This window comes from Mycobacterium sp. TY815 (genome assembly GCF_030755135.1).
Classification (GTDB): domain Bacteria; phylum Actinomycetota; class Actinomycetes; order Mycobacteriales; family Mycobacteriaceae; genus Mycobacterium.
The window spans coordinates 685,553-698,255 of the sequence record NZ_JAUFRX010000001.1 but is presented as its reverse complement, the minus strand read 5'-3'; the positions used below and the strand labels follow the sequence as shown (position 1 = coordinate 698,255).

Below are 12,703 nucleotides of genomic sequence, written 5' to 3'. Positions count from 1 at the left end.
GGATGCGCTACTTCCGGTGCTCAGGACGGCCGTGCCGGCGGCAACGTCAGGACGGCGGTCCGCAGTCTGGCGGGGTCGCCGGTGATGTCGACGACCTGGATCCGGTGGTCCGCGTCCATGGCGATGTGCAACAGCGCCCGCAGCCGGCCGGCGGGTGCGATGGCGATGCCCGGACGCCCGTCGATGAGCACCACCACCCCGGCGCGCGAGCGGTCGGTGAACTGCCGGGTCTCCTCGGCGACGGTTCTGGCCCCGCGTATTTCGGCGGGCACGTCGGCCGGAACCAGCGACGGATCGACCCGGCGCACGACGTCGGGGGCAAGCAGCTCCACCAGGGCATCAATGTCACCGCGCCGGGAAGCCGCCAGGAAGGCCCGCACCACTTTCACGTGATCGGCAGCCGGTGGTGCGACGGCGGCCGGCGCCGGGTGCAGTCTCCCCCGCGCCCGGCTCGCCAGCTTCTTGGCAGCCGCCGGTGTGCGGTCCAACAGGTCCGCGATCGTCTCGAACGGCACGGCGAACACGTCGTGTAGGACGAAGGCGACCCGTTGCGCGGGCGGCAGCCGGTCAAGAACGACCAGCAGCGCACGGCTCACCGAATCCGCGATCAGCGCGTCTTCGTCTGCCGCGGCCGCGGCGAATCGTTCGCCCACCGCCGCCTCGTCGAGGGGCTGTTCGGCCCGACGCCTCCGCGCCCGCAGCTGGTCGAGCGCCTCGCGTGCGGTGATGGTGGTCAACCAGGCCGTCAGATTGGCGACGTCGGCATAGTCGGATCGGCTGGCCTTCAACCAGGCGGCCTGCACCACGTCTTCGGCGTCAGGCAGGGACCCGAGCAGTTGAAAGGCCACCGAGGTGAGGCGCCCTCGATCTGCCTCGAATCGCTGGGACAGATCGCCAAGGTCCAGAGCTGTATTCACGGGTCACCTTTCCGGTGCGGAGATCGTCAAGAAGGTGATGGCATCTGTCCGACCCGCGAAGGAGACCTTTCCCATGACTCTAATGCACACCGCATACGTGCCGGTGGTCGTCACGACCATCGCCGCGACCGCGGCGATCGCCTTACCCGACCTGGTTCCCGCGCAGTTCGTGTTGGCGAATTCGGCGCGGGTGGGTGTCTCACGCTCGTGGCTTCCGACCCTCGCCGTGCTGAAACTTGCCGGCGCGGGCGGCTTGTTCGTCGGCCTGCTCGGCTTGCGGCACATCGGAATTGCCGCTGCCGTCGGGCTGGTGCTCTACTTCACCGGCGCCGTGATCGTGCATGTACGGGCACGCGTCTTCTCCAACATCGCCTTTCCCGGCGGCTACCTGCTGCTGTCGGTCCTCTCGCTGGCGTTGTCGGCGACGCAGTGATCAGGCGGGAAAATAGCGGACGGCGTTGATCCGGTTGGCACGCCAGGCGACATCGGCGAAAACGATGCCCCGCCCGCGATCTGAGGCCACCGACACCACGACGGTCGATCCCGCACCGATCATCTTGGTCCAGTGGGCATTTCGGAGGTGCTCAGTGAGTTGGGCGACGTCAAGTTGCTTGTTGTCCCCCAGCGTTAGCGCGGCCGCCGGCGACAGACTCGCACGGGCGGCGGACTCGTCACCGCGGGCGATCGCCCGCAGAAAACCCTCGACCAACTTCTTGTGCCGCGCCCCCACCCGGCGGAAGCCCGTCATGAAGCCGACTGCGCCCCGCGGACCCTGGTTGCCCAGCAACCCTTTACCGAGTTGCACACCCGGGCTCAACGCGCGGGTCCCGGTTTTGAGGAACTGCACCATCATCGCCGGCAGCTCCCAATAGGCGCGCAGGTGCGCGACTTTCCACTCCCCGTTGACCTCCCGCAGGTCGTAGCGCAGGAAGGCCGGTATGAACATCGTCACCGCATCGCCCATCGCCACCTCCAGCTCGAGGTCGCGAAGCACCGTCGGCCCGGACACGATATCGAGGTCGCGGTGGAACGTGATGCCGCGCGGGCCGATGAACGTGTCGTAGAAGCGGTAGATCTCATCGTGTCCGATGTGCGGGCTTGATCCCACCGGGTCTTCGACTCGGCCGTCAGAGGTGAAGACCTGGACCCACCCGTCGCGGTCGTGAACCGAAACCGCTTGGGGCGAGCGCTCGACCGCGGCCAACAGGTCGTCTCTGTGCGATGTCGTCATAAGCGCCTTCCGATCAATTCGATACTGGCGGTTCGCATCTCGTGCAAAGCATGGGACGTCGAATCCGGCGACACACCGGCCGTCAGGTCCAGTAACACCCGGGTCGCCAGACCGGCCCGGGCCGCATCGTGGGCGGTGTGCCGCACACAGTGGTCGGTGGCGATACCCACCAGGTCTACCTCGTCGACCCGGTGTTGCCGCAGCCACTCCGGTAGAGAGGTCCCGTTGTCGTCGACGCCGTCGAAGCCGCTGTAGCCGGCTCCGTAGGCGCCTTTGCGGAAGACGGCCTCGATCTTTCTGGTGTCGAGGCCGGGGGCGAACTCCGCGCCGGTGCTGCCGGCCCGGCAGTGTGGGGGCCAGGACGAGGAGTAGTCGGGGTCGTCGCCGAAGTGATTGCCGGGGTCGATGTGAAAGTCCTTGGTCGCCACGATGTGGTGGTAACCGGGATCACTTGTGAGATAGTCGCTGATCGACCTGGCGACGCCGTGCGCACCGGCGACGGGCAGTGCACCACCCTCACAGAAATCCTTCTGTACGTCGACGATGATCAACGCTCGCACGCCGTACACCCTATCGCCGAATTACCGGGGATCCGGCGGGTTTGTGGGCTGGCCGGCCGGGGAACACAGCGGCCATGTTGATCCGCAGAATCGCCCGACCCATGTTGTCAGCTGTCTTTATCGGCCAGGGAGTGGACGCCCTGCTCAACCCGAAACCGGCAGCTCAAGCGGCACAGCCGACGGTGAGCGGCTTGCAGTCACTGCCCGATTCCGTGAGCAGCAATATTCCTGCGGACGCCGAGACGTTCGCCCAGATCAACGCCGCCGTCCAGATCGGCGGTGGGGTGCTGCTGGCCGCCGGCAAGCTGCCGCGGGTGGCGTCGGCCGCACTCGCGCTGACGGTGATCCCGGGAAACCTTGGCACGCACATGTTTTGGAACGAGCCCGACCCGGAGCGCAAGGCTGAGAAGCGGCGGGCGTTCCTGGCCGACGTGAGTTTGCTGGGTGGGTTGCTCATCGCGTCCGCCGACACCGCGGGCAAGCCGTCGTTGGGCTGGCGCGGGCGCCGCGCCGCCGAGCGGCTCTCCGACAAGGTGTCCGGCGCGCTGCCGGGCTCCTCGCACGACGTGCTGGACTCGGAGCTGGGCGAGAAGATCGTGCACGGTCTGCAGGCCGGCGCCGAGCGTGGCCGCGAACTGGCCAGTACCGCCGCAGAACGCAGCGCTCCGTACGCCGAAGCCGCCCTGGAGCGTGGCCGCGAGCTGGCGAACACGGCAGCCGAGCGCACCGCCCCGTACGCCGAGGCAGCCCTCGAACGCAGCCGTGAGCTGGCCACTACGGCCGCCGAGAAGAGCAAGCCGTACGCCAAGAAGGCGCGCAAGCGCAGCGAGAAGCTGGCCCACAAGGCCGCCGACCGCGGTGCCGACTACGCCGAACTCGCCCGCAAGCGGAGCGAGAAGCTGGCCGATACCGCCCGCGAGCGTGGTCTGGAAATCGCCGAAACCGCGCGTGAACGCGGCTCTCGGCTGGCCGACACGGCGGTGACCCGCGGCAACGAGTTGGCCGAGACGGCGCGCGACCGGCTCGACGACCAACTCACCAGCACCCGTAAGCGCTGGGGACGCTAGCCGCCGCTCTTAGCCGCCCCAGCTCAGAAAGGCATCGACGATCGCGTCCACACCGCGATCGTCGATGTCGACGGCGACTCCTGGTTCGTCGGCGTCAAGCGGCTCCAGCGTGTCGAGTTGCGATTGCAGCAGGCTCGCGGGCATGAAGTGTACGGGCCTGGCGGCCAAGCGGCGGGCTATGACGTCAGGTCGTCCGCGAAGGTGCAGGAAGTAAGCCGACGGGCTGTACCGCCGCAGCCGGTCGCGATATGTCCGCTTGAGGGCCGAGCAGCTCATCACACCGCCGGGGTGCGCGGCCAGCCACTCCCCGACCCTGTCCAGCCACGGGAAGCGGTCGTCGTCGGTCAGCGGTTGACCCGAGGCCATCTTGGCGATGTTGGCGGGTGGGTGCAGGTGGTCGGCATCCTCGAACGGCACGTCCAACCGCTTGGCCAGTGCGGCGCCGACGGTCGACTTGCCCGACCCGGACACCCCGGTCACGACGACTGTGCGTGTCACTGACCCTGATCGGCCTGGCTGCGGTTCCATTCCATCCAGCCGACGCCGGTGCGGCCGTCAGCGGTCGTGACGTCGACCCAGGCGCGCGGAAACTGGCTGACGCGCCCGTCGGGGCCCACCAACCGGACCGGCGCGTGCGCGCGGATATTCACCTCCGCGGTGATGCCGACGGGGGCGAGTTCCAGAACCTGGTTTTCGGGTAACCCGTTGGCGCTGAAAGCTTCCCGGATGTCCACCGTCGTCAGATCGGTAATGCTGCCGGCGCGGTCCTGGGCGTAGCCGATGCTGAATGCCGGGGTGTTGGGGATCTGGATGCGCACCCCGTGCAGATGACTACCGTCCTGCAGGTGCAGTGCGGTCCACATCCAGTCCATGGACCACCAGTCGCGCACCCCCCACGAGTGGTCGCGCTGCCCCGGCACCGAATCAATCTGGTAGCGGGCATGTTTGACGGTGACGGTGCCCGAGACGGTACACGGAATCTCATAGCGCGTGGTCAACCGGTACTGATACGGGATGCCGTCGGTGGTCCACACCAGATTCATCGCCAGGTCGACCGGCTCGCCCGGTTCGCCGCGCAGTAGCGCCGAAGGGTCCTGGTAGGACTGGCCTTTGGCCTTGATGTCGACGCGGTAGGTCTGCAGCGGGGTGCCGCTGGTGTGGGCGAGGTTGATGCCGTCGGCCTGCGCCGTCCAGGCATCCGCCGGTAGCGGTATCTGGTAGTCGACGGCGATGGTGGCCTCGTCGGGTCCGCATAGCAGCGCGTGAATCCACGCCGTCTGCTGATTCGGCATCAGACCGATGCGGAACCAGCCGCCCAATCCCTCTGCGGCGTCGACGAAGTCGGCGTACCAGCTTTCGCTCCACAGCGGTTCGTCGGTGGACGGATGGGCTCCTTCGCCCTCGGGTGAGGGGCGCAGCGGTTCCGGAGCGGCGGCGTCCGGCAGGATCGCCAGGGCGTCGATGTCCAGCACGTGCTGGCAGTGGCGCTCCAGCATCGTCATGAACAACCGATCGCCCCGCTCGGTGCGCTCGACCAGCATCGACGACACGATCGCCATCATCACCCCGAAGAAACTCTGATGCCGCACCCCGTCTCGGACGTCGGCCACGCTCACCGGAGCCTGCGGACCGAGCGCCTCGTGGTACGCCTGCAGCAAGTCGTCGTACTGTGCGCGACGATCCTCGGTCGGCAGCGCGCAGCCCACGAAGTAGGCCAGGTCGGTGAACGCCGGGCCCCACGAAACCGTCTGCCAGTCCACGACCGTGAGGGCCCGGCTGGCACCGGGGGCTCCGAACAGCATGTTGTCCAGGCGGTAGTCCCCGTGTACCAGACCCTGGATACCGCCGCCGGCGGCCTCCTGGGCCAGGTAGCCGTCGAACGCGCCTATCAGGCGCTCACAGACCGCGCGGTGTTCGGGCGCGATCTGATCGGCATACCGCTCGATGAAACCGGCATACAGCGGGGTGATCATCGCCTGGTTGAGCGGCGAGTCCCGGTTCAGCCACGGCGCGTCGGCCAACGTCGCGTCACCCAGCAGCGGGCCGTGCAGGCGGCCCAGCTCGGTGACCGCAAGGAACGCCTGTTCGGTTGTGGCCCCCGCGATTTCATCACCGACGGCGGCTGGCCCGGCGTCGTCGAGCAGCAGGTCGAACACGCCGGTGGAGATGTTGATCGCCGCATGGAAGCAGGGCGCGATCGCCCCGCCCAGGCGGGGTGCGATGTCGTGGTAGAAGCGAACTTCGCGCTCGTAGAGACCGAGCGCCAGGCCGGTTTGCCGGCTCACCGGATCGGTCGCGGCGACCTTGAGCACCACCGTCGACGGGCGTGGCTTGCCTTCGGGTTCGGCGTAGTTCAGCGCGATGCGGTAGCACTCGCTCATCTGACCGGTGCCGATCCGCTCAGCGGTGTAGGCGGAGACGGCACCCGCGCGCACGGTGGCCGTGAGCCACTCCGCGGTGAGATCGCCGGGCTGCTCGATAGCTTGATCGGTATTGGAAACCATGGGGTCAGCGTGCCAGGTCAGCGTGCGAGGGTGAAGCCGTCCCAGGCCAACCGGCGATGCTGGTGCGGGTCGAACTCGATGCGCGACTTGCGATCGAAGACCATTACCGCGCGTTCGTCGTGGGTGTATCGCGGCCAGTCCTCCCCCGGTACGCCGGATCGGCTGAACGAGCGCCAGCGTCGCTGCACGTCGTTGCTGACCCGCAGGGCCGGACCACGGTCGGCCGCCGCGGTGAGCAGCGCGCCGAACCGGGTGCGGTAGATGTCGAACACGGCGAACAACTCGGTGGCGTGCGTGGCGCCGAAACCCGACCACTGCAGTGTTCGCGGGGCGTAGTCGTAGCGGTACAGGTAGGTGGGCGCGTGGTGGGTGTGCGCCTCGGCGATCTGCCAGGCCGCCGTGCTGAACGCGAAGTCGCCACCCAGCTGAATGCACGCCTCCGGCTTCGGGTATTTCGGATATGCCGCCGTAATACGTTCCCGCGCAGCGGGTTCCACTTCAGCGAGGAGAGCCTCCACCATCGCCTTGTTGGTCGGCAGCATGCCCAGGAAGCGGGTGAACAAACGCCCTTCCTCGGCGTTGGTTCCGACGATCAGGGGCACCTGGTGCGCCTGACCGGAACGCATCGCCTCAACGGGATCGACCGGCACCACCTCGTCGCCGAAGACCGGGCCGATCGGGAAGGCGCCCAGGCGTTTCTGCATGCCCTGGTCGATCAGCCGGTGCTGGGCCTCGATAAGTTGCGCTGCCGGTGCCCGCATCACCGCGTTGGCCGCGTCCTTGCTGCGCGCACCCAGCATTTCGGCGAACCGTGCCGCGAATTCGGCGGCCACCTCCGTCGACCGTGTCATGCCGGCCGCCGGGCTCTCCGAGATCGCCCGGTGGAAAAGACCCGCCGCGTCGGGCACCGCCAGCAGCGTCGCGGTGATATGCGCACCGGCGCTCTCACCGAAGATGGTGACGTTGTCGGGGTCACCGCCGAAGTTGGCGATGTTTTCCCTGACCCAGCGCAAGGCCATCACCAGGTCGCGCAGGTACAGGTTGCCGTCGATGGTGACGTCCTGAGTCGACAACGACGACAGGTCCAGGCACCCGAGGGCGCCGAGCCGGTAGTTCACCGACACGTACACGCAGCCGCGGCGAGCCAGTGCGGCACCGTCGTACAGCGGAGTGGCCGAACTGCCCAGGATGTAGCCCCCACCGTGGATGAACACCATCACGGGCAACGGTTCGGCCGCGCCTTCTTCGGGAGTGACGACGTTAAGGGTCAGACAGTCCTCGCTCATCGGCTGGTATCGCCCGACCCCGAGCATGGTGTAGCGGCGTTGCTGGGGGGCGCAGTTGGCGAATCCGTGACAGTGCCGCACCCCTGACCAGGGCTGGACGGGCTGCGGTGCACGGTAGCGCAAGGGACCCACCGGCGGCCGGGCATAGGGGATCGAGCGCCAGCGATTGACCCCGTCGCGGGTGAAGCCTTCGACGGTACCGGCGGTGGTGCGGGCGCGGACGATGCGCTCATGCATAACTCGACGTTAACCGACGCACCGACGGGACGGCGCGCGCAGCGCCAAAATGCGGGTTGCGGCGGTTAGCCTGACGGCATGCGGATCGCCGAGCTGGTCGCCATCCCGATACTGGTTGCCGGCTGCTCGCACACCGGCGGCGGTATGTCCGCGCAGCCGCCGGCTCCCGCTACCCAGAAGGCGCCGCCTTCGTCGGCCGCCCCGACATCCGGAGCGCCCATCACCGGCGTCATCGCCTGGATCGAAGCCGGTCATCCGGGCGATCCGGCGCGCTACCAGCTCGACGGGAATGTCGCGTTCAGTGCGCCCGGCGGCAAAGCCAGATGCACGACAGACGTCAAGCACACCGCCGGCCTGCTGTCCTGCCTGGTGGCGCTGACCAATCCCCCACCCCGGCCGGACACGGCCTACGGGGATTGGCAGGCCGGGTGGGTCGACTTCGACGGCAACAACCTGCAGGTCGGGTCGGCTCGCGCCGATCCGGGGCCGTTCCTGGCCGGCACCGGCGCCGAACTTGCCGACGGAAACTCGTTGTCCTTCGGCGACTACCGGTGCCGCGCCGATCAGGGCGGCCTGGTGTGCGTGAATTACGCCCACCAGTCGGCCGCCCGGTTCGGTGCAGCCGGCATCCAGCCGTACGGGTGCCTACGCTCGGTGCCACCGCCGGACGGCGTCGGGATCGCCTTCAACTGCTGACCGCCGCAACGGTTCCGGCTCAGCCGGCGGTGCCGTTGCTGCCGAACAGTAGGCCGCCCACACCACCGCTGCCGCCGACGCCGACGGCGCCCGCGGGCGTGCCCGTTCCGCCGGGCCCACCGCTGCCGCCGTTTCCGCCGTCACCGATCAGGGTGGTGGATCCGCCGTCGCCGCCGGCCCCGCCGGCCCCGCCGGAGCCGTTCGCCGCCACTCCGCCGGCCCCACCACGCCCGCCCGCTGCGCCGCTTCCGAACAGATAGCCGCCCGCTCCGCCGCGGCCACCCCGGGCACCGGCTCCCCCGGAGTCGCCGGCGCCGTCGGCGCGCCCGCCGTCCCCGCCCATCCCGCCGGTGCCACCATCGCCGAACAGCCGTGCGGCGCCGCCGTTTCCACCGGGACCGCCGGCACCGCCGGCGCCCACCGCCTGGGCGAGCGCATCTCCGCCTGCCCCGCCCGCGCCGCCGTTGCCGAAGATGACCCCGCCCGCGCCGCCGTTGCCGCCGGCCCCGCCGGTCTCGCCGAAGTGACCACCGCCGGTTCCGCCCACACCGCCGGCACCGCCGGCGCCGAACAGCCCCGCGTCGCCGCCGAAACCACCCGTTCCGGCCGTGCCGCCGGCCGCCCCGGCGCCGCCCGCGCCTCCGATACCGCCGTTGCCGAACAACAACCCGCCGGTGCCGCCGCCACCGCCGGTGCCGCCGAGTCCACCGGTCGCGGCCGGAGCCGTCGCGGCAGCTCCGAGTCCGCCGGCGCCGCCATCGCCGATCAGCCAAGCGCCGCCGCCGGCGCCGCCGACGCCGCCGTTGCCGGCGGTGGTCGCCATGCCGCCGGCACCTCCGGCACCCCCGTTACCGGCCAGCAGTCCACCCCACCCGCCGGCTCCACCGTTGCCGCCGCCCCCGGCGCCCAGTCCGCCCGCGCCACCGATCCCGCCGGCGCCCAACAGAATTGCCTGACCGCCCGCGCCGCCGAGCCCGCCGATGCCGGCCGGTGCGTCGCCGCCTGCGCCCCCTGCCCCACCGTTGCCGAAGAGCCAGCCGCCGTTGCCCCCGGTACCCCCGACCGCCCCGGCGGCACCGGCCCCGCCGGCACCGCCATTGCCGAACAAGCCGGCGGCGCCGCCCCTTCCGCCGGCCGGGTGCGCCCCGCCACCGGATCCGCCGGAGCCGCCGTTACCGAACAGCAGACCGCCGGCCCCGCCGTCAGCGCCGGTTCCCGCGGCGCCACTGGTGCCGTTGCCGATCAGCGGACGGCCCAGCAGCAATAGGGTGGGCAGGTTGATCAGGTTGAGCAGATCGTTGAGGGGGCCCAGAGCGGTCGCGGCGGCTGCCTCCGCACCGGCATAAGACGCCGCGCCCGCGGTGAGCGCGTCCACGAACTGGACGTGGAAGGCCTGCGCCTGCGCGCCGAGCGTCTGATACCCCAGAGCGTGCCGGGCGAACAGTGCCGCGATCGCCGCCGACACTTCATCGGCGCCGGCCGCGAGAATATCGGCCGTGGCGGGTGCGGCAATTGCGTTGGCGGCGTTGACCGCTGATCCGATGCTCGTCAACTCTGTTGCGGCAGAGGCAATTAGCTCCGGCACCGCGACCACAGACGACATTGCGCACCTCCCCCGGTCCTGCCGGATGTGAAGCACAGGGTATCGCGGTCAGGGCTCCAGTACGCGGATTTCGCCGGTGGCGCCGTCGACTTCGACCAGGGCGCCCTGCGGCAGCGACCGGGTGGCGCCCTGGACGTCGACGACGCAAGGGAAGCCGAATTCGCGGGCGACTACGGCAGCATGCGACATGGGACCGCCGAGTTCGGTGACGACCGCCGCGGCATAACAGAACGCGGCCGTGTAGCCGACATCGGTGACCTCGGCAACCAGGATCTCGCCGGGCAGCAGGTCGTCGATGGTCTCGGGCCGCACGATGCGCACCCGGCCCCGCACCCGCCCCCCGCAGACACCGACGCCGCGCAGGGCGTCGCCGCCGCCCAGCACCGCCGGCGCCGATGTGGTGGGCTCCCAATGGCCGCTGAACACGGTGGGAGGAACGACGGCCACCAGCCGCCGTTGCTCGGCGCGGCGTTGCGCCACCAGCTCGGAGACATTGGCGGGCAACGCATCGAGCTCATCGACCAGCAGATAGAACACGTCATCGACGGCCTGGAACACGCCGGCCTCGGTCAACCGCCGACCGTACTCGCGCAGCAGTCCACGCAGCACCCAGATGGCCCGCACCATCCGGTCGCGGCGCACCTCGCGGTCGCGCAGTTGCCGCGCGGCGAGTAGAGCGATTGGCTTGGCGCGCAACGGAATCGGTGCGTGCTGCGGTTCCGGAGCCGCAGGCGCACTCAACGCCTTGGTGACCATCCGGATCAGCAGCTCGGGGTCGTCGGCGTAGCTGGTAGACAACATCTCCACCTCGGCCGGCCCGCGGTGTCCCATCAAATCCAGTTCGCCGAGCACCGCGCGGTGAAACTCCGGCGCCTCGACGGCGAGCTTGGCCAGGCGTTCGCCTGGTTCGGCGAGCACCCGCAGCACGGTCGGGTCGCGGCGGGCCGCTTCCGCCAGGCGCTGCACGGCTTCCACCGACCGGGCGCTGACCAGTTCCGGTCCGGCCGACGGCGCGGTCTCACGCCCGCACAGTCCGCGCAATAAGACGTTGAACGCCGCGCACAGCATGAACGATCCGGACGCCAGCAGCCAGCCGTGCACCACGTGGTCGCGTGCCAGCAGGATCAGGCTCAGTAGTCGGCGGTCGTCCAGGAGGGTGACGTCGTCTCCGACGAGTCGCTCGAGTCGGTCGATGTCGTCGCGGTAGTCGCCGGTGTCGAGCGGGGAGCCGGCGCTGAGGCCCACCAGGTTCACCCCGAACACGCCGATGTTGCGGATCGTCCGCAGCCGGCGGCGGAGCGGGTTGGTCTCGGAGGGCGGGCGTTCCTCACCGAAGATCGGCAGCGACGCCATGCTGGGACCGAAGAAACCGCTGTTGCTGACGATGGTGGCGGGTTTGGCGAACGGCACCGTCTCGGCCATGAAATGCGCTGACGTGATGGCGCCGTAGAGCCGGTGGGCGAACACCGCGACGGTGCGCATCGCGATTTCCTTCTGCACCACGCCGCCGGGTCGCAACCTCTCGGCTATGCCCACCCCGCCCGCACGCAGACCCCGCACGGTCACCGACGCCGACGACGGAGAGAAGGGGCCGGGCAGCGCCTCGGACAGGTTGGTCGCCAGGAAGGTGGGAAAGCGCGGGTCGATCGGAGTGTCGAACTCGCCGTTCTCTGCTTCTGGGCCGGCCAGTCTCGGCTCGACCCCGTCATCGGCGGGCGTGTCGACCGCGGGAAGGTCCTGGATCGGAGCCAACCGCCAGGGCAGTGCCAGCACTCGGCGGCCCAGCGCGACCCGGCCACGCACCGCGAGCGAGAAGTCGTCCAGGCACTCTTGTGCGGTCCAGGCCGGTTCGAAACGCCACTCGTCGCGCAGCCGGGTGGTGTCCATCAGCGCGATGTCCGGCAGGGTGGCGAGCCGGGGTCCAAGTGGCAGCGTCGGCCGACGCAGCACCGCGGCCAGCTGACGTACCGTTGCAGCACCTGGTGCCGCGAGATTCACTGCGCCGCTGATGATTTCGTCTTGCAGGACGGCTTGGTTCAACAGCCGCAGCGCGTCGTCGGTGTGCACCACCTGAAGGTGGTCTGATCCGGGCGCGGTGAACAGCACCGGCAGTGCCGCGAGCGCACGCAACCGGTCGTCGACACTACGGCCCACGACAAGCGGAAGGCGGATCGCCACCCACTCGAAACCGGAGTCGGCCAGCATCCGCTCCACCCGAGCCGAGTATCGCCCCTCGGGAGTCGCCGGGTGCAGCGGCCCGTCTTCGGTCACCGGCCGTGCAGCCGCACCGTAGACCTGCGCGCTGGAGCCGAAGACGACGCGCCCGGTGCCGGCTTCGGCCATGGCCGCCAGCAGGTTGGCGACGCCCTGGATATCGTCTGCGCCCCGCGCCGGTTCGCAGTGGGCGACCGCATGCGCGCCGGTGATGGCGTGGCGAACCGCTTCGGCGTCCCGGATGTCCGCAGCGACGAAACGGGCCGCGCTGGGCCAGCTTTCGGGGCGAATCCGGTCGATGCCGGTGACGTCGTGCCCCTGGGTCAGCAGCCGGGCGACCAGGCCACGGCCGAGCACGCCGGCGGCGCCGGTAACGGCGATCTTCATA

General features: G+C 69.8%; 11 protein-coding genes. 3 read left to right on the top strand and 8 right to left on the bottom strand.

Going from position 1 to position 12,703, the window contains the following annotated elements; all coding sequences use genetic code 11:
• Positions 1 to 20 precede the first annotated feature (20 nt).
• The gene (locus QXK92_RS02870) at positions 21 to 917 is read right to left on the bottom strand and encodes a sigma-70 family RNA polymerase sigma factor (RefSeq protein WP_306240157.1); all 897 of its coding nucleotides are present in this window, start codon (positions 915 to 917) and stop codon (positions 21 to 23) included.
• Positions 918 to 999: 82 nt separating this feature from the next.
• On the opposite strand from QXK92_RS02870, the gene QXK92_RS02865 reads away from it, so the two are divergent.
• On the top strand, positions 1,000 to 1,350 hold the full coding sequence (locus QXK92_RS02865; RefSeq protein WP_306244153.1) for a DoxX family protein: 351 nt from the start codon (positions 1,000 to 1,002) through the stop codon (positions 1,348 to 1,350).
• Here QXK92_RS02865 and QXK92_RS02860 read toward each other — a convergent pair whose 3' ends face one another.
• Positions 1,351 to 2,148, bottom strand: coding sequence for a nuclear transport factor 2 family protein (locus QXK92_RS02860; RefSeq protein WP_306240156.1), 798 nt, complete (start codon positions 2,146 to 2,148; stop codon positions 1,351 to 1,353). It abuts the gene before it with no gap.
• A complete protein-coding gene (gene pncA, locus QXK92_RS02855) occupies positions 2,145 to 2,708 on the bottom strand; it encodes a pyrazinamidase PncA (RefSeq protein ID WP_306240155.1) in 564 nt (187 codons plus the stop codon). Before pncA ends, QXK92_RS02860 begins: the two co-directional genes overlap by 4 nt.
• Before the next feature lie 74 nt (positions 2,709 to 2,782).
• Here pncA and QXK92_RS02850 point away from each other — a divergent pair, with 74 nt between their 5' ends.
• Positions 2,783 to 3,775, top strand: a complete 993-nt coding sequence (locus tag QXK92_RS02850; protein ID WP_306240154.1) for a DoxX family protein — start codon at positions 2,783 to 2,785, stop codon at positions 3,773 to 3,775.
• Positions 3,776 to 3,784: 9 nt separating this feature from the next.
• Here the strand turns inward: QXK92_RS02850 and QXK92_RS02845 are convergent, their stop codons facing one another.
• Genes QXK92_RS02845 through QXK92_RS02835 form a run of 3 tightly spaced genes read right to left on the bottom strand, consistent with a single transcriptional unit; the run spans position 3,785 to position 7,802 of the window.
• Positions 3,785 to 4,273 carry a gluconokinase gene (locus QXK92_RS02845; protein ID WP_306240153.1) on the bottom strand — a complete coding sequence of 163 codons (489 nt, stop codon included), beginning with the start codon at positions 4,271 to 4,273 and terminating at the stop codon, positions 3,785 to 3,787.
• Entirely contained in the window at positions 4,270 to 6,279 is a 2,010-nt protein-coding gene (locus tag QXK92_RS02840; RefSeq protein ID WP_306240152.1) for a phosphotransferase, read from the bottom strand. Before QXK92_RS02840 ends, QXK92_RS02845 begins: the two co-directional genes overlap by 4 nt.
• 17 nt (positions 6,280 to 6,296) lie before the next feature.
• A complete protein-coding gene (locus tag QXK92_RS02835) occupies positions 6,297 to 7,802 on the bottom strand; it encodes a carboxylesterase/lipase family protein (RefSeq protein WP_306240151.1) in 1,506 nt (501 codons plus the stop codon).
• A gap of 78 nt (positions 7,803 to 7,880) precedes the next feature.
• On the opposite strand from QXK92_RS02835, the gene QXK92_RS02830 reads away from it, so the two are divergent.
• Positions 7,881 to 8,498, top strand: a complete 618-nt coding sequence (locus QXK92_RS02830) for a hypothetical protein (RefSeq protein WP_306240150.1) — start codon at positions 7,881 to 7,883, stop codon at positions 8,496 to 8,498.
• 19 nt (positions 8,499 to 8,517) lie between these two features.
• Here QXK92_RS02830 and QXK92_RS02825 read toward each other — a convergent pair whose 3' ends face one another.
• Complete coding sequence (locus QXK92_RS02825) at positions 8,518 to 10,101, bottom strand: PE family protein (RefSeq protein WP_306240149.1); 1,584 nt, start codon at positions 10,099 to 10,101, stop codon at positions 8,518 to 8,520.
• Between the two features lie 48 nt (positions 10,102 to 10,149).
• Positions 10,150 to 12,702, bottom strand: coding sequence for a PEP-utilizing enzyme (locus QXK92_RS02820; protein ID WP_306240148.1), 2,553 nt, complete (start codon positions 12,700 to 12,702; stop codon positions 10,150 to 10,152).
• Position 12,703 lies beyond the last annotated feature (1 nt).